At 43.4% G+C, this 21,638-nt stretch carries 19 protein-coding genes; all 19 read left to right on the forward strand.

Annotated features, from left to right (window positions below; translation table 11 throughout):
• Nucleotides 1-7: 7 nt before the first annotated feature.
• The 19 genes from CYJ37_RS01115 (at nt 8) to CYJ37_RS01205 (ending at nt 21,581) form a co-directional block, all read left to right on the forward strand.
• A complete protein-coding gene (locus CYJ37_RS01115; protein WP_101547571.1) occupies nt 8-1,015 on the forward strand; it encodes a zinc-dependent alcohol dehydrogenase in 1,008 nt (335 codons plus the stop codon).
• A 148-nt stretch (nt 1,016-1,163) separates the two neighbouring features.
• Nucleotides 1,164-3,044, forward strand: a complete 1,881-nt coding sequence (locus tag CYJ37_RS01120) for a beta-N-acetylhexosaminidase (RefSeq protein ID WP_101547572.1) — start codon at nt 1,164-1,166, stop codon at nt 3,042-3,044.
• A 71-nt stretch (nt 3,045-3,115) separates the two neighbouring features.
• Nucleotides 3,116-4,126 (forward strand): Gfo/Idh/MocA family protein, encoded by a 1,011-nt coding sequence (locus CYJ37_RS01125; protein ID WP_101547573.1) that lies wholly within the window; start codon nt 3,116-3,118, stop codon nt 4,124-4,126.
• Nucleotides 4,123-5,094, forward strand: a complete 972-nt coding sequence (locus CYJ37_RS01130; RefSeq protein ID WP_101547574.1) for a Gfo/Idh/MocA family protein — start codon at nt 4,123-4,125, stop codon at nt 5,092-5,094. Before CYJ37_RS01125 ends, CYJ37_RS01130 begins: the two co-directional genes overlap by 4 nt.
• 51 nt (nt 5,095-5,145) lie before the next feature.
• The gene (locus CYJ37_RS01135) at nt 5,146-5,829 is read left to right on the forward strand and encodes an N-acetylmannosamine-6-phosphate 2-epimerase (protein ID WP_101547575.1); all 684 of its coding nucleotides are present in this window, start codon (nt 5,146-5,148) and stop codon (nt 5,827-5,829) included.
• Between the two features lie 13 nt (nt 5,830-5,842).
• Complete coding sequence (locus CYJ37_RS01140; RefSeq protein WP_101547576.1) at nt 5,843-6,760, forward strand: ROK family protein; 918 nt, start codon at nt 5,843-5,845, stop codon at nt 6,758-6,760.
• Nucleotides 6,761-6,783: 23 nt separating this feature from the next.
• A complete protein-coding gene (locus CYJ37_RS01145; protein WP_101547577.1) occupies nt 6,784-8,361 on the forward strand; it encodes an FAD-dependent oxidoreductase in 1,578 nt (525 codons plus the stop codon).
• 15 nt (nt 8,362-8,376) lie between these two features.
• Entirely contained in the window at nt 8,377-10,221 is a 1,845-nt protein-coding gene (locus tag CYJ37_RS01150; protein ID WP_142385210.1) for a hypothetical protein, read from the forward strand.
• An 18-nt stretch (nt 10,222-10,239) separates the two neighbouring features.
• Nucleotides 10,240-11,775, forward strand: a complete 1,536-nt coding sequence (locus CYJ37_RS01155) for a hypothetical protein (protein WP_101547579.1) — start codon at nt 10,240-10,242, stop codon at nt 11,773-11,775.
• Between the two features lie 70 nt (nt 11,776-11,845).
• On the forward strand, nt 11,846-12,493 hold the full coding sequence (locus CYJ37_RS01160; RefSeq protein ID WP_101547580.1) for an SGNH/GDSL hydrolase family protein: 648 nt from the start codon (nt 11,846-11,848) through the stop codon (nt 12,491-12,493).
• A gap of 307 nt (nt 12,494-12,800) precedes the next feature.
• Complete coding sequence (locus CYJ37_RS01165; protein ID WP_094767346.1) at nt 12,801-14,390, forward strand: malate:quinone oxidoreductase; 1,590 nt, start codon at nt 12,801-12,803, stop codon at nt 14,388-14,390.
• A 99-nt stretch (nt 14,391-14,489) separates the two neighbouring features.
• Complete coding sequence (locus CYJ37_RS01170; protein WP_180827221.1) at nt 14,490-14,954, forward strand: NUDIX hydrolase; 465 nt, start codon at nt 14,490-14,492, stop codon at nt 14,952-14,954.
• A 218-nt stretch (nt 14,955-15,172) separates the two neighbouring features.
• Nucleotides 15,173-15,775, forward strand: a complete 603-nt coding sequence (locus CYJ37_RS01175) for a VanZ family protein (RefSeq protein ID WP_094767344.1) — start codon at nt 15,173-15,175, stop codon at nt 15,773-15,775.
• On the forward strand, nt 15,729-16,436 hold the full coding sequence (locus tag CYJ37_RS01180) for a response regulator transcription factor (protein WP_141195005.1): 708 nt from the start codon (nt 15,729-15,731) through the stop codon (nt 16,434-16,436). Before CYJ37_RS01175 ends, CYJ37_RS01180 begins: the two co-directional genes overlap by 47 nt.
• Nucleotides 16,426-17,556: a sensor histidine kinase gene (locus CYJ37_RS01185; RefSeq protein WP_101547582.1), complete on the forward strand. Its 1,131-nt coding sequence runs from the start codon at nt 16,426-16,428 to the stop codon at nt 17,554-17,556. Before CYJ37_RS01180 ends, CYJ37_RS01185 begins: the two co-directional genes overlap by 11 nt.
• A gap of 235 nt (nt 17,557-17,791) precedes the next feature.
• Nucleotides 17,792-18,193: an Rrf2 family transcriptional regulator gene (locus CYJ37_RS01190; protein WP_009791002.1), complete on the forward strand. Its 402-nt coding sequence runs from the start codon at nt 17,792-17,794 to the stop codon at nt 18,191-18,193.
• 34 nt (nt 18,194-18,227) lie between these two features.
• The gene (locus tag CYJ37_RS01195) at nt 18,228-19,139 is read left to right on the forward strand and encodes an NAD(P)/FAD-dependent oxidoreductase (RefSeq protein WP_101547583.1); all 912 of its coding nucleotides are present in this window, start codon (nt 18,228-18,230) and stop codon (nt 19,137-19,139) included.
• 23 nt (nt 19,140-19,162) lie between these two features.
• Nucleotides 19,163-19,738: a class I SAM-dependent methyltransferase gene (locus CYJ37_RS01200; protein ID WP_101547584.1), complete on the forward strand. Its 576-nt coding sequence runs from the start codon at nt 19,163-19,165 to the stop codon at nt 19,736-19,738.
• Between the two features lie 637 nt (nt 19,739-20,375).
• On the forward strand, nt 20,376-21,581 hold the full coding sequence (locus tag CYJ37_RS01205) for a YecA family protein (RefSeq protein WP_101547585.1): 1,206 nt from the start codon (nt 20,376-20,378) through the stop codon (nt 21,579-21,581).
• Nucleotides 21,582-21,638 lie beyond the last annotated feature (57 nt).

A 21,638-nucleotide genomic window follows, 5' to 3' on the forward strand; every position in this document is an offset into this window, starting at 1 on the left:
GTCCCGGATGAAGAGGATTGTAGCACGAAACAAGCGAGTGGAAGTTATTGAGGAAGCGATGCCAAGTATTGAGACAAAACCGTCTTATGTGCTTATTAAAACATTATATTCCGTCATTTCACCCGGTACCGAACTGACGATACTATCTAATAGTGAAGATAAACCTGTTCACCTTGGTTATAGCGCAGTCGGAGAAGTAGTCGAGTGCGGAGAAGAGATTACCAGTATGAAAAAAGGAGATCTGGTAGCCTGCTATGGCGCGCCCTATGTTCATCATGATGAGTATCTGCTCGTTCCGAAGACCCTTTGTGCCAGTGTGCCGGAAACAGTTGATCCTAAAGAAGCAGCGTTAGGCGGTTTAGGTGCGATTGCAATTCATGCACTCAGAATCGCCGGACTCCAATTTGGAGAGACGGCCGTAATCGTCGGTTTAGGTGTACTGGGTCAGTTGATTGCCCAAATTGCACATGCAGCAGCATATAACGTAATTGCGTATGATCTGCAGGAAAGCCGGGTCGAGATGCTGCAGCAGGAAAATATCAAAGCATATCGATCAGTTGACGAAATGGAAGGTGCGATACAGGCTGAAACAGATGGCCGGGGAGCTGATGCCGTCCTATTATGTACGGGGGGGAAACATTCTCCGCTTACCCATGAATGCCTGAAATGGATACGTGTTAAAGGGAAAGCAGTTATTGTAGGGGATATAGAGCCGGATTTCCCCAGAAGCCTAATGTTTGCTAAAGAAGCACAGCTGCTGATTTCCAGAGCGGGTGGACCGGGGAGATATGATGCTGTTTATGAACGGGAAGCAATTGATTATCCTTATGAATATGTCCGCTGGACTGAAGGAAGGAATATACAGGAATACATTAGATTGGTTCATGAAAGGCGCATCAATGTTCAACCCTTCATATCAAAAGTCATTGAGGCCGATCATGCTCCAGGGGAATTTGAAAAGTTATTGGATAAGAATTCTACTACCCTTACGGCATTAATACGATACTATCAGTAGCATAGACTGCCAAAGCCATTTGTATCAATATACCAGCATTATCTGCCGACATCCACTGCTGGTTTAATAGAGTGAGTTCTTTTATTCTTGTTGTTTGACCAAATCTTTGTTTAGAGGGTTACCTTAAGAAGGAAAGAGGGGTGTCTGTATGCAAATTAATTTGACGGGAGACATAGTTGCAATAATAGAAGGCCTGGAATCTTTGGCAGATCAGCTGGATATTCAATTACATAATGAGGGATATCCGATTGAAGTTAAACAAAGGGCTGGTCCAATTACTATCAGCAATAATGGCGGAAAAGGTGAAATATACTTTCAGGAAAAAATTCATTTCTTTAGGGCCATCGGGCTTTGGATAGAGCAATATCAGAAGATTGGTGAATTCAGCCTTTCAGAACAGCCGCAATTTCAGACCAGCGGTGTCATGCTGGATGTATCCCGAAACGCAGTTTTAAAGGTTGAAGAAGTACAAAGACTGTTGAGGCATATGGCAATTATGGGCCTGAATGTCGCAATGCTCTATACCGAGGATACCTACGAGATCCCTGATTATCCTTATTTTGGTTATATGCGGGGCAGATATACGGAGGAAGAGCTGCGGCAATGTGATGAATATGCGGATTTATTTGGAATTGAAATGATCCCCTGCATTCAGACTCTCGGTCATCTGGCAATGGCTTTAAAATGGGGCTATGCACAGGAAATCAGGGATACTTATGATATTTTACTGGCTGGGAATCCTAAGACCTATCAATTTATCGAAAATATGATGGCTGCCGCTTCACGCCCATTTAAGTCCAAGCGGATCCATGTAGGAATGGATGAAGCGCATCAGCTTGGGCTCGGGCATTTTTTAAAACAGAATGGATATAAAAATCGTTTTGATATTATGAATCAGCATTTGGAGGAAGTTGTTTCAATTGCAGATCGTCTAGGCTTGAGCCCTATGATCTGGAGTGATATGTACTTCCGCCTAGGCTCAAAAGAAGGGGAATATTATGACCCTGACGCATGCATTCCCAAAGATGCAGCGGAGTCCATCCCTGCCAATGTTCAACTGGTTTATTGGGATTACTATCATGATGATGAAGAATTTTACCGAAGCTTCATTAAAAAGCATACAGAGCTGGGAAGGAATACGGTGTTTGCTGGCGGTGCATGGACTTGGAATGGAATCGCTCCCAATTACGGCAGGGCTTTTAAAACAACTGAATCGGCTTTATCAGCCTGCAAAAAGGAAGGGATTCAAGAAATCTTTACAACATTATGGGGTGACAATGGTGCTGAAACCCCACTTACAGCGGCATTGCCAGTCATGCAGCTTTTTGCTGAACATACCTACAAAAAAACAGTTAGTATGGAGCGGATCAGAGAACGTTTTCTATTTTGTACGGGCTGTTATTTAGATGATTTCCTTCTATTAAACAGTCTTGATGAAACGCCAGGTGTCATGGCAAATAATCTTTACTCTTCAAACGCTTCAAAATTTTTATTATGGCAGGATGTATTAATTGGACTATTCGATGAAAACATCAAGGGGCTGGAAATGAATGAACACTACAAAAATCTTGTACCTATGCTTAAAGCAGCAAAAGATAGAAATCCAGGGGCATCAGAAATATTTGGATTTTATGAACAGCTTGCTGTCTTGCTGAGTCTGAAGTCAGAAATCGGCATCCAGGTAAAGTCAGCCTATGATCAGGGAGATAAATCTGCTATGGCTGGTCTTTCAGGAACTATCCAAAAGCTGATAAATATGGCGGAAACCTTGCATGCTTTACACAGGGCCATATGGTTTTCATTGAATAAGCCGTTTGGCTGGGAAATTATCGAGCTTCGTTATGGCGGCCTTGCAGCGCGGCTGAAAACAGCACGCTTCCGCATTCAGCAGTGGCTGGAAGGCGAGATTAATAAAATCGAAGAGTTGGAAGAAACCAGACTGAAGCATGATGGCCCTAATGGAATCCCCGAAGGATCCTTAGGCAACCATTTCTATTACCGTATTGTGACAGCGGGAAGCATGAACTGAATTAACGTCAATTCGTTCCATTGCTTTTAGTTTAACGGATAAAACCGATTGGCTGAATGGGGGGCATAGGGATGCAAAATATATTATTGATAGGTGCAGGAACAATGGGGATGGAGCATGCTGCCCACTATTATTCAATGAAAGATGTCCATATTGCCGGCATAGTCGATATACGCACCGAACAAGCACAAAATCTTATTGAACACCATGAAACAAGGGTTTTTCAAACATTGGAAGAAGCAGTTAAACTCCTGGCTCAAATCGATGTAATCGATATTTGTGTTCCGACTCCCTTCCATAAGGAATTTGTTTTACAGGCGGCAGACTTGGGGATCAATATCATTTGCGAAAAGCCTCTTGCATACAGGGCACAGGACGCCAGAGAGATGATAGAGTATTGCCGGGAAAAGAATGTGAAATTGTTTGTAGGGCATGTGGTGCGATTCTTCCCTCAATACAGCAAGGCACGTGAGCTAGTACTGAAAGGGACGATCGGGGAAATTGGTGTAGTACGCACCAAACGAGGTGGAAGCTTCCCGGCTGGCTGGGATGATTGGTACTCAGACCTGGGGATGAGCGGGGGTGTTATCCTCGATCTAATGATTCACGATTTCGATTTCCTGCGCTGGACTTTTGGAGAAGTTGAGAGGGTATTTGCAAAGGGGCTTGCTGAACACAAGCTAAAACATCTGGATTATGCGCTGGCAACCATAGTCTTCAAATCAGGAGTCATTGCACATATAGAGGGCTCTTGGGCTCATCAGACTTTTTCTACTCAATTTGAAATAGCCGGTAAAAGCGGCATTATTGAATATGACAGCTCCAAGGAAGAGCCAGTCTTATTTTCTCCCAGAAAGGCTCCTGCTGAAAAAGTGGGAGTGGCTGTCCCATACAGCCCTTTAAAGAAATCGCCGTATTTTATCGAGCTGGAGCATTTCCTGTACTGCATAAAGCAAAATGAAGAGCCTCTTGTCACAGCTGAAGATGCATTAAAGGCAATGGAAATATCTGCAGCAGCACTCCAGTCATTAAAAACAGGGAAGCCTGTGTACCTGGAACAAAAAGGTGGCGAGCAGGATTGAAGATAGGAATCATAAGTTTTGCCCATATGCATGCCATCAGCTATGCGACAGCGATAAAAGAGCTGGATGGCGTGATACTGGCAGGAATTGCTGATGAAGACGAAGAGCGGGGTCTAGAGTATTCGCAGCAATTTAGAACTGCCTACTACAAAGACTACCGGGAATTGCTGAAAACTGATATTGATGGAGTGATCGTTACATCCGAGAACAGCCTCCACCTTCAGCATGTGCTTGCTGCGGCAAATGCCGGGAAGCATGTGCTGTGCGAAAAACCTCTTGGTGTCAATATGCAGGATATGGAAGAGATGATTCAATCATGCCGACAAAACAATGTTTTTCTGGGGACCGCCTTTCCTGTCCGCTTTAATACCCCAATTCAGCATGCTAAAGAATTGATTGATAGAGGTGACCTTGGAACCATACTGGCTATAAAAGGAACGAATCGGGGCTCCAACCCAGGGGGATGGTTCATAGAAAAAGAAAAGTCAGGAGGCGGAGCGGTCCTTGACCATACTGTGCATGTCGTTGACATTATGAGGTGGTTCACGGGTGCTGAGGTAAAGGAAGTCTACGCTGAAATTGGCTCTGTCTTTACCGGCCATCCTATTGACGATTGCGGAATCCTTACTATGGAATTTACAAATGGAATGTTTGCTACATTGGATTGCAGCTGGTCAAGGAATACCAGCTACCCCACTTGGGGCGATGTAACAATAGAAATCATCGGAACTGCGGGAACGCTTAAAGTGGATGCTTTCTCGCAGAAGGTAGATCTATATTCCAACCAGGATGGAGTCAAATGGCTTAGCTGGGGAGACGATATGGATGCTGCCCTCATCAGGGACTTCGTGTCCTGCATAAAGGAAGGGCGATCACCGCTGGCTTCTGGATATTCAGGCTTGAAGGCTGTTGAGGCAGCATTGGCAGCCTATGAATCATACGAAAAGAAGGAACCCATAAAGTTATAAGCAGGCAGAGATCAGAGTTTCAGTGCTTATGACAGCCGAAGGAGGCGTAACATGGATTCTATATTGGAAAATCTAAAGGGCGGCTTGATCGTCTCCTGCCAGGCTCTTGAACATGAACCTCTTTACGGCTCATCCATGATGGGAAAAATGGCGCTGGCCGCCGCGGAGGGTGGAGCTGCTGCAATCAGGGCGAATACCGGTCCAGATATTATTGAGATAAAAAAAATGGTTGAACTTCCTGTTGTCGGCTTGGTGAAAAGAAATTATGTAGACAGTGAAATCTATATTACTCCTACTCTGAGAGAGGTTCACGAGGCAGTGGAGGCGGGTGCAGATATCATTGCCTTTGATGCGACTGGCCGAGTCCGCCCCGAAGGCCAGGTGCTTACTGATTTCATTAAAGAAATAAGGCAATGCTATCCCGGCCATTTGCTGATGGCTGATATATCAACACTTGTGGAAGGTATATTGGCAGCCCGTTTAGGAGTAGATCTCATCTCCACCACACTTTGCGGCTATACCCCTTATACAGCGCATATCGGCACATTCTGCAAACATCTATTAGCAGAACTGCTGCAGAAAACCGATGTACCCATCATTGCAGAAGGCAGAATTTCTACTCCTTCCCTTGCTTCGGAATGTATAAAAATAGGGGCCCATGCGGTTGTAGTAGGCTCTGCGATAACCAGGCCCCAGGAAATCACAAAGAGCTTCGTAAGGGAAATGAATTCTTAAAAGGAAGTGTAGCATGCTTACATTAGGGGTTGATATAGGCGGTACAAAGATAAAGGCAGGTGTAATCAACCAGGAAGGCCGGATAATTGCTCACCTTGAAGAACGAACTGATAAGAAAAGACTTATGGATCAGGTATTTTCATTATTAGATAGGCTGGCCGGCAAAGATAATGACTTCGGGGGGATCGGGATTGCCTCTGCAGGGATGGTGGATGCAGAAAAGGGCACAATTCATTATGCAACTCCCAATCTGCCTGGCTGGACTGGTACTAAAGTGAAGGAGTTAGTTGAAAAACGCTATCGAATACCTGTCTGTGTTGACAATGATGCCAATTGTGCTGCATATGCAGAGATGAAATTGGGAGCTGCAAAATATACTAATAATTTTATTTGCCTAACACTGGGAACCGGCGTTGGAGCGGGAATCATAATCAATGGACAATTATTACACGGGGAAAAAGGCGGTGCAGGGGATATTGGTCATATGATTTATATGCCAAACGGCATCCCATGCAATTGCGGAAAAAAAGGATGCTGGGAGCAGTATGTCTCTGGCACTGCTTTGGAATCGGAAATCAGGAAGTCCTTTGAGGGGGAAGTCACCCCGGAAAAAGTCTTCAGGCTGGCGGGAGAGAAGCATCCCGATGCTGCCCACATTGTCGATAGTTATCTTACGAACCTGGCTACAGGAATTATTTCTCTTCAAAGCATATTGGATCTGCAGTTAATTGTGGTAGGAGGAGGCGTCATTAATTCAAGCCAGTATTGGTGGAATTCTCTTCTGGGTAAGCTGCAAAGCATATCCATAACTGCGCCAATTGTTAAGAAAGCTATTCTGAAAAATGATGCAGGAATGATAGGGGCTGCTCTAATGCTGAGCAGCACGGATCACAGCTCTGCCGCCATCCCGGCAGATGCAGGGGGTCTATAGCTTTAAAGAAGGAGTTGGCAAAAATGAATGTCTCTCATAATTTATATGCAGATCTAATTATCATAGGCGGGGGCCTCGGTGGAATAGCTGCTTCTCTGGCAGCGCTGGAATCAGGAAAGTCAGTCATCATGACAGAGGAAACCAAATGGATAGGTGGCCAAATCACAAGCCAGGGTGTCCCTCCTGATGAACATCCTTGGATTGAAAGCTTTGGTGCTACGAGAAATTACCGCACCTTTCGAAAAAAAATTAGAGAATACTATTTGCGCAGTTTTCCGGTGAAGAATAGTGAACGCTTGAATGATCGCTTTAATCCCGGGAATGCCTTGGTCAGCAGCATCAGCCACGAACCCAGAGCGGCATTGCAAGTGTTCCACGAAATGTTAGCACCCTATTTGAGCACAGGGAAACTCACGCTTCTGACCGAATATAAGGCTGTAAATGCGGAAACACTGGGCGATCAAGTGCAGGCTGTGGCAGTACAGAATGTAAGTACAGGCCGTACATATCTTCTACAAGGTAAATTCTTTATGGACGCTTCTGAAATGGGTGATTTGCTGCCTCTTGCGAATGTAGAATACGTAACTGGAGCAGAGGCACAGGCGGAAACCGGGGAAAAACATGCTCCGCCAAATCCTCAGCCATTCAATATGCAGGCATTTACCTATTGTTTTGCAATAGACTATCAAGAAAATGAAGACCATACAATCGAAAAACCTGAACAATATGACTTCTGGAAAGATTATCAGGCAGCCTTTTGGCCAGCTAAGCAGCTAAGCTGGTGGGGAGTGGTGCCCCACACGCTGGAACCGATAGAGTATTCCTTTTTTTACGAGCCGGACCGGTTTTCATTATGGAATTACCGCCGAATCATCGACAAAAACAACTTTGAAGCGGGAACATTTAATAGTGATATAACCATTGTGAATTGGCCGCAGAATGATTATTGGCTGGGACCTATCATTGATGTTGCTGAGGAAGAACAGAAAAAGCATTTATACAATGCAAAACAATTGAGCTTGTCTCTGCTTTATTGGATGCAAACGGAAGCACCGCGTCCGGATGGCGGCTTTGGTTTTCCGGGCATCCGTCTCCGCAAAGATGTACTGGGTACAGAAGATGGTCTCGCCATGTACCCATACGTCCGTGAATCAAGAAGGATAAAAGCAGAATTTACTGTGAAGGAGCAGCATATAAGCGCTGAAGCAGAAGGGAAGGAGAATGCAGCATTCTTTGAGGACAGTATTGGCATTGGATGCTACCGCCTTGACCTTCATCCAAGTACAGGGTTGGATACGTATATTGATATAGCCGCATTTCCTTTCCAGATCCCTCTCGGCAGCCTCATACCTGTAAGGGTAAAAAACGTCCTTCCTGCCGGCAAAAATATAGGTACGACTCATCTAACGAACGGATGTTACCGTCTGCATCCAGTTGAATGGAATGTTGGCGAGTCTGCTGGCCATTTAGCAGCCTATTGCATCGAGAACGATCTTATTCCCAGTGAAGTCAGAAAAAATGAGATGCGGTTGAGAGATTTTCAGGCTCGTCTAGTAAAAGCAGGGATTGAATTGGAATGGCCGAAAGTTCATCAAGTGTGAATGGGGGATACCGACTTGATCGCGTTAGTAGATGGAAGCATGCAAATGAAAGACCGTGTCCGTTTTACCGACTACTACTCTTCGCCGGAGCAGCTGCTGGATGAAAATCTGCAAAAGTTTAAGGTAATACTAATCAATGGAAATCAAAATGGGCGCCCGCAGCTGCTTTCTTATCCATTGATTGAAAAGCTCTATCATTTTGTTGAGCAAGGCGGTATCTTATATGGTGAATTGATCAATTGTGAGAATTTCCCGGCTTCACGCCTTTTTGGGTTTAAACAGGACTTTGGCATCACCAGCCGCCGCCTTGAGAAATTAATTATATCCCGCGATAATCCATTTGCCTGCAAAGGCCAGCTGCTGGAATGGCAGGGGCCCTTTTTAACAGGCTTCACCTTTGATACAGAAAGATTGATAGATATCGGCCATTTTAAGGAAACTCACCTTACTGAAGTAAGGAAAGCTGACAGCTACCCTGGTATTGTCACAAAAAAATATGGGGAAGGGAAGGCAATTTTCTCGAGTTTTTCTTTCCTGGGAACTGAAAAGAGCTGGGTTTTAAGGCCTAATTGGGCATGGAATAAAGTGATTGCCTGGCTGAATGAAGAGTATGGATTGCCTATCACAGAGCTGGAGCCTGTCATCCTTTTATCCGGATCTCAGGATGTTGATAAGGCTTTGAAAAAAGGGGTGGAGTGGTTTTTGCACTCAGGCATTCTCCCGAAGGATAATGGCAGTTTGGGAGTATATGAAAATGTCCATTCAATCCGCAGTGATATCAGCAAGGATCTTCGCCCTGATTGCCATGCACATACTGCATTATTTTTTTACTTATATGGAGAGTACACAAAAGAACGAAAATGGAATGCCATGTCTGATAATATACTATCCTATTTGTTTGAGTCCGGTTACCAGGACAGCGACCCCGAATCAGCAACTTATGGTTTTTGGAAATGGTTCCAGAGTCCAAAGGAAAAGCCGGATCAAATGTTTTCTGATGACAATAGCTGGGTTGCGCTGGTTCTCCTCTATCTGTACCGGAAAACAGGCAATAAAGAATATAGGCGAAGAGGACTGATGACTGCGAGAGCTTTATTAAGCACGCAAAACGAAAACGGTCTCCGTCCCGAATGTATCCGTGAAAAAGAATTAATAGAAAAAGGGGCTGATTACTTTAAAACGTCTGCACAAGCCAGCATGAACCCGCATTTTGAATCAATCGTGCACGCTGCCTTTATTCAAGCGTATTACGTAACAAAAGACGAAGCATTCCTTCAAACAGCCTATCTGGGTACACTGGCTTTGCTGGAGAATAAAGCAGAATTAACGTATATGTACAGTCAAACAGCAGGCTGCAGCCGTTTTCTTTTATCATTGGCCCATCTATTTGCTGTAACAAAGGATGATCGAATAAAAGAAGGTTTGTATGAAACAATTGATTATTTGAAAGCCAATCAGCATGTGCTTGGCGGTATTGAAGAAAGTGATAACCCGGATCCGGAAAGGTATGGGACAGAGGACACAGGCGTCTTCAGGCAGAATCACGAGGGAATCGCTGATCAGCTGTATACAAATAATTTCTTAATGATGAATGCGTGGGAGGCCTGGAAGGCAACAGGTGATCAGCGTATAAGAGATCTTCATGATAATCTGGAAACCTTTATCACCCGAATTCAAATCAACTCAGCAAAAAATGAATTCAATGGCGGGTGGATGCGTTCTTTTCATTTAGACAGCGGCGAGTATTTTGGGAATAATGGCGATACAGGGTGGGGGGCATATGTCATCGAAAGCGGATGGACAAATGCCATCATCTTATCAGGGTTGCTGTTAAAGAAGATGAATCAATCGTTACTTTAAAGGTTGGAAGGTGTCTGAGTGACAAGCATTCAATGTTCCATTTTAAAAAACGAAAAGACTATCATTTTTGCAAAAGAAGAATTGAAGAAGTATGCAGAAGCAGCACGTATGGAAATTCCATACTCTTTCGTGCTGGATATAGAAACTGAAGGTAAATCCCTCTCAGATCACGTTAGAACGGATTCTTTTAAACTTCTAAAAAAGGGGGAGGAGATCCATATAATAGGATCAAATCCCCGGTCTGTCCTTTTTGGCGTCTATCATGCCTGCAAAAAGCTATTCGGATATAAATGGGTAAGCTTCTTATCTGCTGAGTCTTTAAGTGATTCTCTTTTCCATTTTGATAAGATTTCTCATAAGGGAAAAATGGAACGAAGAGGGCTGGTTGTTGAAAATTACAACGATGCTGCTTTTCTCATCAAGCTGGTTGACTGGGCGGCAAAGCATTATATCAATGATTTATTTTTTACATTTATGCTCTGGGATAAAGTGAAGAATATTTTGGCTCCAGAGATTGAGAAACGCGGCCTGACTGTCACAATTGGCGGCCATAGCATGCACTACCTGGCAGGGGGGAGTGCATCGGAAAAAAAACAGTTCGATTTCCGGGACGATACCTGGAAACGCCGCCTGCTTAAAAAAATCAGGGAAACATGTGAAGATTCAGCTTCCATTAAGCGGGTATCATTATGGCCCGCGGATGTTGGAATTGGTGGGGATCAGCATTTTATAGCCCAATATATCGAATTCACTGAAACGATTAAAAGACAGCTGCCACACCTTGAAGTGGAGCATATTGCCTATAATGCAGGATTATCCTGGAATATGCTGGAGCTTCCAGAAGACCTGGAAGGTGCCGAAAAAGTTGATACCTTATTTGCATACTGGGGCAGAAACTATAAACAGTCATTCGCAGATGAAGTAAGAGCGTACAAAGCCCTGCAAAATTGGTGCCATCAGGTGAAGGAAAGCAATAATCAGATTAGCATATTTGAATATTATAGCGATCACTTCATGCTGGGTGATTTATATCCGCCGCTGTTTCACCGTATCCAGGCGGATATTGAATTGTTCAGCAGAATGGGGATAAAGAGGATCGTAAATCTGATCGTCCCATTTATCCCAAAAGAATCAGCTGCTGAGATGGATCATTTTTATCCTTGGCAATCGATCCAGCTGATGAACAGCTATTTTTTTGCCAGATTGGCATGGGGTGATGACTTACACGAGATTAAGAATGATTTTTATTCTATCTTTGGCAATAAACAAGCAGAGATTAAGGAAGCTTATGAAAAAGTGGAAGAAATACTTTCTGAAGCATCTAAAATGAATGTTCCATTATTTCCACAGCGGATAATCGATCCGGAAAAAGTAACAAAATATAATGATATACCAAAAGTGCTGAATGATATGAAAAAGTGGAAAATTGAGATAGAACAAATCAGTTTGAAACCAACCGAAAACACGAATGAGGTATACAGTATGGCAGTTTTTTATATTGATTTTATCAAACAAAAATTAACAAGATATATAACAATGTGGGAGAAAAAATAAGAGGGTATCAGAGGGGCTGTATTTTATAGAAGGGTTTAGTAAGAAACCGGGATCAAATAGGGGGGGAACCATGAAAAAGAAGGTAGTTTTTATTGGTGATAGTATTACATGGTCGGGAGTTAGTGAAGATGACAGCATTGGCAACGGCTATGTACGCTTAATTCATGATTATCTGACGGTCACCTGCCCCGGGCAGGACTTTGAGATACACAATAAAGGGGTAAGCGGTGATCGGATCATCGATCTTGCCGAAAGGTGGGAAAGGGATGTCATACAGTTGAACCCAGATATCCTGTCAATCTCAATTGGCATAAATGATGTGGCAAGGCAGATGGATTCACCGGACATAGATCAAATGCTTCCTGATAAGTTTGAATCAATCCTTGCAGATCTCCTTGAAGAGGTCAAAAAGCGTACGAATGCGCGAATCATTTTGATGGAGCCCACAGTGATAAAAGAAGATATCACTTCGGTTGGGAATTTGAAGCTCAAGCCGTATATTGGCATCATTCATAAAACAGCGAAGAGCTTTGGAGCAGCTACTGTTCCAACACACCAGGCATTTATATCTTATTTGGAAAAGAGGAAAAATCAGCCGCTCACCATTGATGGAGTACACATGAATGCATTTGGGAATATGCTGATGGCCAAGACCTGGTTAGATGCTGTAAAGGATATTTTAAAATTAAATGTTTTAATCCCAAATGAATCGAAATAAACGAATTGGATCCCAAAAAGATTGATTAATATATTTTCCAGGCGCATAAACAATTCTGATCAGCAGAACTTGTTTGTGCGCTTTTTATTCTTAATACGCAATACCCCAGACTTGTTAACGCTTACTTTTTATTTTAATATAGGAATATAATATATATAAATTTCCAATCCTGATATAATAATAAAAGTACAGAATTTTTGATTTTTCCAGTATAAAGTGAACCTTTGCACTTTTTTCCTAACGAAAAATAATATATAATTATCAGATAATAGTAGATAAATTACCCAATAAATCATTATAATAGAATATGAAAGGGTTTTATTTGAAACGGAAAAGTGAATTTCTAGGTGAAATAGCGCACAATCTTTTTTCACATATAGGAGGCAAAGAACGTATTATGAGCAGCGTACAGAAAGCAACAGACGTAATCTTAATTGGTGCCGGGATCATGAGCGCAACATTGGGTTCTTTTCTGAAGGAGCTTGCTCCTGAGTGGGAGATCAAGGTTTTTGAGAAGCTTGCGGGTGCAGGGGAAGAAAGCTCGAATGAGTGGAATAATGCGGGTACAGGCCATGCTGCCTTGTGCGAGCTGAATTATACGCCAGAGAAGCCGGATGGCTCTATCGATATAAAGAAAGCGATTAATATTAACGAACAATTCCAGCTGTCGCGCCAGTTTTGGTCTTATTTAGTCAAAAAGGACCTTATCCGCAATCCTCAGGAATTCATCATGCCTATACCGCATATGAGCCTTGTGGAAGGTGAGAAAAATGTAGAATTCCTGCAAAAACGATTTAAAGCGCTTTCAGGTGTCCCGCTGTTTCAGGGCATGGAATTCTCAAGTGATCCAAGGAAATTGAAGGAATGGATTCCTCTTATCATGGAGGACCGGAAATCAACCGAACCGATCGCCGCCACGAAAATTGATTCCGGTACTGATGTGAACTTCGGTGCTTTGACAAGGATGCTGTTCGACTATTTAAAAAAGCAAAATGTAGAAATGAATTACAAGCATACGGTAAAGGATATCAAGCGCAACAGCCAGGGCTTGTGGGACGTGAAGGTAAAGAATCTTGAGAGCGGTGCTGTGGAACACCATACTGCCAAGTTCGTGTTCATCGGTGGCGGGGGCGGCAGTCTGCCGCTGCTGCAGAAAACCGGGATTCCTGAGTCGAAGCGTATTGGCGGCTTCCCTGTCAGCGGACTTTTCCTTGTCTGCAATAACCCGGAGATCATTGCCAGGCACCATGCCAAGGTATACGGGAAAGCAAAGGTCGGAGCGCCGCCGATGTCGGTTCCACATCTTGATACAAGGTATATCGATAACAAGAAGTCCCTGCTGTTCGGGCCTTTTGCCGGATTCTCTCCTAAGTTCCTGAAAACTGGTTCCAATTTCGATCTGATCGGTTCTGTTAAACCGAATAATGTCTTTACCATGCTGGCAGCGGGAATGAAGGAATTCCCTTTGACGAAGTATTTGATCGAGCAGGTACTGCTGTCGCATGAAAAGCGGATCCAGGAACTGCGCGAGTTCATCCCGAATGCCAAGAGCGGTGATTGGGATACAGTTGTAGCCGGCCAGCGTGTTCAGGTCATCAAGGACACAGAAGCAGGCGGCAAAGGAACGCTGCAATTTGGGACAGAGGTTGTAAGTGCTTCAGACGGTTCGGTTGCTGCCTTGCTCGGCGCATCTCCAGGTGCATCAACTGCCGTACAGGTCATGCTTGAAGTGCTAGAGAAATGCTTCCCTGAGCATATGCAGAAATGGCAGCCGAAAATCAAAGAAATGATTCCGTCATTCGGTGTGTCGCTGGCCAGCAATCCAGCACTTTTCCATGAGATCCAGACTTCAACAGCCGAGACACTTGGCTTAAGGAAAAAAGAACTGGTTTCCTAGAAAAATATTATGTCAACTTCAAAATCAACTAGAACCTTTAATCATGATAAGATTAGAGGTTCTTTTTCTATTTAAATGAGAAGGAAAGTGGGAAGGAAAATGGATTATATAAAAACAATGCGAAAATGGATTGGAAACGAAACGCTGTTCACTGTCGGCTGCGGCGTTATCATTGAGAACGAGGGAAAAATCCTTCTTCAGCACCGTACAGACGAAGATAATTGGTGCATACCCGGCGGAGTGATGGAGCTGGGCGAAACATTTGAGAAGACAGCTAAAAGAGAAACCTTTGAAGAAACAGGACTTGAGGTTCAGGAGCTTGAGCTGTTCGGGATTTACTCAGGGGAAAAATGCTTTGTTGAATATCCCAATAAAGACAGGGTATTCAGTGTCCAGATTATATTCAAAACCAGCTCTTTCAGCGGGACCTTAAAGCAAACGGGAGACGAAAGCAGGGAGCATCGGTATTTTGAGAAGAACGGCCTGCCAGGCAATTTAAATCCAAGGCAGAAAGAGTTTATTCAAGATTGGGCGGAGGGGAAGAAGACGCCTGTACTGGATTAAAATGAAAGAGTAATCTGTATACAGGCATCCAACTGAAGGAGTATCTGATATTTGAAAACCCTGCAAAATTGCGGGGCTTTTCTATATGTACAAGCAATCCGCAGACAGACCCATTAAATCCCTGAATAATTTAGTCATCCTTAATTCTTTCTTTAAAATTTCTTTAACATTTCCTCCTATACTGAGTTTTGTTAAGAGAATGATTAGGAGGAAAGAAAATGGAAAAATCGATTATGTTCACTATTGAATCATGGTATGTGCTTGGCCCGCTCTATTTAATGGGGCTTCTGGTCCTGGCGGTCTGGGGAAAGCGTAAAGAAAGGAAGGTGACCATAGCTCAATACGTTGTTTTATTGTCATTTGGAATCTACTTGCTTTGCGTGATCCATCTTGTGTTTTTCCCGATAGAGGTGAATATAGGAAAGTATGCGAATCAAACAAAGTGGTATCAGACTGTGAACTTTATACCTGTGCTGACAATTGATATAACGACTTTTATGCTGAATGTACTTATGCTTGTGCCATTCGGGATGTACCTGCCGTTCCTGAAAAGAAGAATAGTTTCCTTTAAAGACGCTGCAAAGCACGGCTTTGCATTGAGTCTTGCTTTTGAATTGGTTCAGCTGCTGATCAGGGTTACGCTTGGAAGCGGCAGAAGTACGGATGTGAATGATCTGCTGGCAAATACAGCAGGAGCTATAATTGGATTTTTCATAGTGAAAAGCTTATTTAAAATGAAGCTTATTGGCGGTCTGCTGAAGCAGTTTCAGCTGCATGAAAAGAGGGGAGAGTCAGTCATTGACGAGAATATTGATTGTTGATGATGATCAGCATATTGCTGAGCTGATTGAGGTGTATTTAAAGAATGAAGGCTATGAGATCAGTATAGCTGGCAATGGGGTTGAGGCATTGAATTTCTTTGTCAAAAGCCAGCCGGATTTGATCATTCTGGATATTATGATGCCTGAGATGGACGGGCTGTCTTTTTGCACGCAGGTGAGGAAGAGCAGCCAGGTGCCTATTCTGATGGTGAGTGCAAAGGTAGAGGATATGGACAAAATCGTGGGTCTGATGACTGGTGCCGATGACTATATGAGCAAGCCATTTAATCCGCTGGAGCTCACAGCAAGAGTGAAGGCTCTTCTCAGGAGAGCAAACTACTCCCAGCCAGAAAAGGGCGATGCTGTTCTCCAAATCGGCCCGCTTGCAATCGATAAACAAAAGCATCATGTGCTGGCCGAAGGGAATAGCATAAAGCTGACTTCCATTGAGTTTGAGATCCTTTATCTGCTGGCAAGAAACCAGGGCCGTGTTTTTTCATCTGAAGAAATATTTGAAAGTGTTTGGAATGAACCAGGTGAAGGGTCCAATAAGACAGTTATGGTCCATATAAGCAATCTGCGCGAAAAGCTTGAAGCAGCTTTACCAGGCGAAAAAATCATTCACACGGTATGGGGAGTGGGGTATAAAATTGAAAGATAATCTTAAGCATATCCTCAGGTTCATTCCAAAGTGGAAGATTGCGATGTATATCATCCTCTCTTTTTTCCTTGCACTGGCTGTTGCCGCCCTCCTATTGCCGGCTGTCTGGTATATAGAGGACAATTCGAGATTTGCTGAAAGCCTGCTGTTCCTTTTATCATACGGAAGATCATTGGTGCTTCTCGTTTTTTATGCAATCCTGATGACAGGGTTCCTGCTGCTTTTTTACCTGTACGAAAGAAAAAGGTACCTCAGCTTTTATGTGAAAAAGCTGACAAAAGAGGTGCAGCAGCTGGCTTTTGAAAAGGGCTCAGCTGTATTATCCGGCAATGGAGAATTCAGCAGGCTGGCTGAAGGGATTCAGGAGATCTTCACTAAGTCGGAGCAGGCTATTGGCGAAGTAAGAAAAGCAGAGCAGCTGAAAAATGAGCTGGTGACAAATGTAGCACATGATTTGCGGTCTCCGCTCACTTCCATCATCGGCTATTTAAATTTAATCAATGAAGACCGCTATCAGGATGAGGTGGAGCTGCGCCATTATATTCAAGTCATCACTGATAAGACAGCAGGTTTGCACTCCTTGGTAGACGACATTTTCGAATACACATACATGCAGAACCAGCAGGCACTCTTTGAAAAGCATCCGATCGACCTGGAGGAATTGATGAATCAGCTTGCGGTTCAATCCCGTGTGCAGCTGGAGGACGCAGGAATGGAGTGGCGGCAGTTCCTGGAAGGAGATGAACCCCCTATTGTTCCCGGGGATGGAGGGAAGCTGATCCGGGTCTTTGAGAACCTGATCCAAAACGCTGTCCGGTATGGCAGAGAAGGAAAGTATCTGGATATCATATTTGGAGGCACAGGCAATATTGTCGAAATACAGGTTGTCAATTACGGAACTGCCATCCCTGGGGCTGACCTGCCTCATATTTTTGAGAGATTTTTCCGGGTCGAGAAATCTAGATCGCATTTTACTGGAGGGGCTGGTCTCGGACTGGCAATAGCAAAGAGCATCATTGAGCTGCACGAAGGAACAATTGAAGCAGCAAGCAGCCCGGGAAGGACAGCATTTATTATCAGTCTGCCAAGAGGATATAGTGATGAACGGCAAAGGAACTAATAAATTTCGGCTCCCGGTCAGTATAAGTAGTCGGGTTTAGGGAGAAAAATTTGAAGTGGCATATGAATTAACAGACCAATCGCTTATGATTTGGTCTTCTTTTATTTTCCTGGTATCGCCAGTTACTGGATATAAAAAATGTAATTCTCGTTGACTTTCTTTACCTCAAGTGATAAAATCGACACAATTACAGATATTAAGAATCTTTAATATCTTTTTATTAGAGGAGGTTATTATGAAATATTCAAACGCGACAAACTATGCTCTTCATACGATGGTCCATCTAATGCTGGAGCCTGGGGAGGGCACAGTGGGAGTACAGGAATTAGCAGAAATGCAGCACCTCTCCCCGACGTACCTTTCTAAGGTTTTAACCAAACTTGCGAAAGCGGGCTTGATCGAATCAACTCCTGGTGCAAAGGGAGGCTATAAAATTTCCAGAAAAAAACATGAAATATCCTTTTTGGATGTCATCCACGCGATTGAAGGGGAGACTAGTTTATTCGATTGCTCCATTCACCATGAAGGCTGCTTGATTGAGAACGTCATGAGACAGGCAGAGGAAAATATGAAAAGTGAACTGGCATCAAAGCTTCTAATCGATATCGCTAAAGAGGCAGAATCACAACGGAAATAAGAAAATATCTAAATTCATTGAGGGAGTGAACAAAATGGTATTAGACTGCGCGGTGATTGGCGGAGGCCCGGCTGGGTTGAATGCTGCTTTAGTGCTCGGAAGATCAAGACGTAAAACGATCCTGTTTGATGACAACAAACCGAGAAATGCGGTAACTTCTACGTCCCATGGGTTTATCACAAGGGATGGTATACATCCGCAGGAATTCAAAAAGATTGCTCAAGGAGAATTAAGCAAGTACCCGAACGTGAGGCTTGAACGGCAGCGGGTGCATCGTATAAATAAAGAAAACAATTTGTTTCAAATAGAGACAGAAAACGCGGAAGTATATAGTGCCAAAAAAATTATAATCGCCACAGGCTTCAAGGAAATTCTTCCAGATATTCCAAAGGCGAAAGAGTTCTATGGCAAGAGCCTGTTCGGCTGTCCTTACTGTGATGGCTGGGAATTAAGAGATCGGCCGCTGGCGGTGATCGCTGAAGAGCAGCAGGCGGCGTTTCATATGGCGAAGGTGGTGTCTAACTGGACGAATGATTTAATTATTTTTACGAACGGCAGGAAAGTCCTTTCGCTCGAAGAAAAAGCATTGCTCAAAAATAATGGCATCGGTATTAACGAAAAGAAGATTTCCTCACTCATTGGAAAAGAGGGGCTGCTGGAAAAAATCCAGCTTGATGATGGAACCTCAGTGCTTCGTGAAGGAGGGTTTATTGCCTCGGAATGGAAACAAGCTGCTTCTTTTGATTCACTCGGCTACACACTGAATGAGCAGGGAGGGATTACAACTGACAGTTGGCAGCGCACGAACACAGAAGGGCTGTATGCCTGCGGGGATACGCGAATTGCCGGTGCTTCCCAGTTAATCATTGCGGCAGCGGAAGGCAGTATGGCTGCCATAGCTGTGAATGCAGCTCTTATAGAAGAGAAATATAGCCAGGATAAATAGAAGTCAAAAATAGGAGGATTTATATGAACCATCATTCTCATGGCAAGCACGATAAAGGAAAAGTATCATACCTGGAAAGCCCCGAGCGAAGAAAGGTATTATCTCCCGAACAATTACTGAACATGATTCCTTTAAAGGAAAATGATAGCATGCTGGATTTTGGCGCTGGGACCGGTTATTTTTCCATCCCTGCAGCGAAAAGGATCAATGGCAGCGTATATGCGCTGGATATCGATGCGGCTATGCTGGAAATCATAAAAGAGAAAGCATTGGAGGAACAGGTGACAAATATTGTCCCAGTGCTGGGGAGTATGGAGGCACTTCCTCTAAAAGACAGTTCTATTGATATCATTATCGCTTCTCTGGTCCTGCATGAAATTCAGCCACTCGCACCGCTATTACAGCAAATGAAAAATGTCCTGAAAAAAGAAGGTTATCTAATTTGTCTGGAACTTGAACCAAAGAAAAGTTCTGGGAAAGCGCCGAGAATTTCCATGGAAGGGATGGAGCGTGAAATGAAAGAAGCAGGATTTACAGTAACTGAGAAATCCTTTCCAGCATCATCTTTATACATGCTAATTGCACAGAGAACGGAGTAAGTACTTATTTTTTTAACTAATTAAGGATATTAAGTGTCTTTAAAGTATTTAATTGAAAAAGTTACGTGGTCTTTCCTTAAATAGAGGGGAGACCCTTTTCTTATGTCACAAACTAGGCAAACAATATACATCAAACCTGGGAACGAATTATAGGAGACCGACCCAACCGCAAGCCTTAAAATAAGCGGAGATTTTCCGGTTAGGCTGCTGAATATGGCACGAGTGGGTGTAAATAAGCGGAGAAATTCCGGTTAAGAGGAGCGTAGTCACCTATTTTCCTGTTATTTGAGTCGATAGCCGGAATTTCTCCGTCTATTTTGGCTATATTTATAGTTTTATTGAAATTAGAGGGAATTTCTCCGCTTATTTTTCAGCCTGCCACTGATTCCCTCATTCAGGTCCGGAAAGGACTGGTACTACATACTGACTATAGGAGACGTTAATTTTTGACAGCATAATCCTTTAAATCCCTTCAAATCAAGGGTTTATCATTATTGACGGACTATTTTCTATTTTGATTTATTTTATCCAGGCAGGCTCTTGTGTGTATAATAGTAGATTGGAAATGTACATGTATTCATGAATGAAAAATCGATGATTGATTGTGAATGAATAAGAGAGAAAGGAGTACATATACATGAGCGGAAATGCAGTACTTGAAAAACAGAAAAATAATATCCTGGACGGATTGAAAGATTTGAAGAAAAGCCAGGAAGTGAAGCAGTTCAAAAAGCACTGGAGTGAATTGAGTGTTCCTTTTACACTGAATGAAGGGCTGAGTCGTTTCACGAAAGGTGAACTTGATACAATAAGAAAAAATCTGGCCATTAAAAATGCGAGCAGCCTGAAAAAGGCGGAGCTGATCATCCTGCTACAGGAGAAAATTGCTGAAAATCTTGAAAGCATTCCTCTTAACTGGGACAGTGAAAGATTCCAGCTGCTGCTGGATATTGCCGAAAGCGGCGGACTGATGCCTGCACCACATATAGAGGCGCAGCAGATCGAATACTTCCGCGGAACCGGGATTATTTACAGCGGTATTATTGAAGGGGAGCCAGTTCTCGCTGTACCAAACGAACTGATTGATAAAGTAAAAGAACTAAAGAACAGTATACATATCAGATCTGCCGTCAATAAAAACACAGAATGGATCAGGCTTACAGGCGGGCTTCTGTATTATTATGGAACCCTGTCAATTGTTCAGCTGGCTGAATTTCTGGAAAAATATCTAAAACATCCAGTACACCTAAGGGAATATCTTAATGTAATCCGTGATGCCAACTCATTCCGTACGGAGCTGCAGATTAATGGGGATGGCTATTCTAATCGCAGGGTATTTGATGCTAAACGAGTGATCCAGGAGCATCAGGCAAGGAAGAGCCTATCATACTATCCTTTTACCAAACAGCAGCTGCTGGCCGCTGGTGAGCCTGGTTTTGTGGAAAGAAATAAAAGCTATATGCAGCTCGTCCAATTCCTGTCGCAGCATTTTGAAATTTCTAAAGAAGATGCAGACCAGGTCGCCGAAGAGTGTATTTTTGCAACAAGGGTAGGCGATACACCTGAAGATCTGATGAAATACTTAACAAGCATGTTTAAGTTCGACAGTGTTGAGAAACTGCAGGCACTGATGGACATAGTGGTGGAACTGATGAACAGCACAAGGGAATGGTTCCTCAAAGGCTATACCTCCCTGGAGCTTAGCAGCATGGAGAAAAAGCAGTTAAAGCCGCTGCCGGCTGCCGATAAAGACACTAATGCCGACGCAAAAGTGGGCAGAAATGACCCCTGTCCTTGCGGAAGCGGGAAAAAGTACAAAAAATGCTGCGGCAGATCAATATAACTCTATCAACATAAATGAAGAGGCTGCCCTGGACTGATTTTTTCACAGCAGGGGCTG

The sequence above is a fragment of the Bacillus sp. UMB0728 genome (assembly GCF_002858875.1).
Classification (GTDB): Bacteria; Bacillota; Bacilli; order Bacillales; family Cytobacillaceae; genus Bacillus_AB; species Bacillus_AB infantis.

Coding starts and splice junctions, on each gene's coding strand:
- CYJ37_RS01205 (WP_101547585.1), top strand. CDS start 20,376: ATGAGCGGAAATGCAGTACTTGAAAAACAGAAAAATAATATCCTGGAC.
- CYJ37_RS01170 (WP_180827221.1), top strand. CDS start 14,490: ATGGATTATATAAAAACAATGCGAAAATGGATTGGAAACGAAACGCTG.
- CYJ37_RS01160 (WP_101547580.1), top strand. CDS start 11,846: ATGAAAAAGAAGGTAGTTTTTATTGGTGATAGTATTACATGGTCGGGA.
- CYJ37_RS01165 (WP_094767346.1), top strand. CDS start 12,801: ATGAAAGGGTTTTATTTGAAACGGAAAAGTGAATTTCTAGGTGAAATA.
- CYJ37_RS01195 (WP_101547583.1), top strand. CDS start 18,228: ATGGTATTAGACTGCGCGGTGATTGGCGGAGGCCCGGCTGGGTTGAAT.
- CYJ37_RS01140 (WP_101547576.1), top strand. CDS start 5,843: ATGCTTACATTAGGGGTTGATATAGGCGGTACAAAGATAAAGGCAGGT.
- CYJ37_RS01145 (WP_101547577.1), top strand. CDS start 6,784: ATGAATGTCTCTCATAATTTATATGCAGATCTAATTATCATAGGCGGG.
- CYJ37_RS01125 (WP_101547573.1), top strand. CDS start 3,116: ATGCAAAATATATTATTGATAGGTGCAGGAACAATGGGGATGGAGCAT.
- CYJ37_RS01115 (WP_101547571.1), top strand. CDS start 8: ATGAAGAGGATTGTAGCACGAAACAAGCGAGTGGAAGTTATTGAGGAA.
- CYJ37_RS01175 (WP_094767344.1), top strand. CDS start 15,173: ATGGAAAAATCGATTATGTTCACTATTGAATCATGGTATGTGCTTGGC.
- CYJ37_RS01135 (WP_101547575.1), top strand. CDS start 5,146: ATGGATTCTATATTGGAAAATCTAAAGGGCGGCTTGATCGTCTCCTGC.
- CYJ37_RS01120 (WP_101547572.1), top strand. CDS start 1,164: ATGCAAATTAATTTGACGGGAGACATAGTTGCAATAATAGAAGGCCTG.
- CYJ37_RS01200 (WP_101547584.1), top strand. CDS start 19,163: ATGAACCATCATTCTCATGGCAAGCACGATAAAGGAAAAGTATCATAC.
- CYJ37_RS01180 (WP_141195005.1), top strand. CDS start 15,729: ATGAAAAGAGGGGAGAGTCAGTCATTGACGAGAATATTGATTGTTGAT.
- CYJ37_RS01190 (WP_009791002.1), top strand. CDS start 17,792: ATGAAATATTCAAACGCGACAAACTATGCTCTTCATACGATGGTCCAT.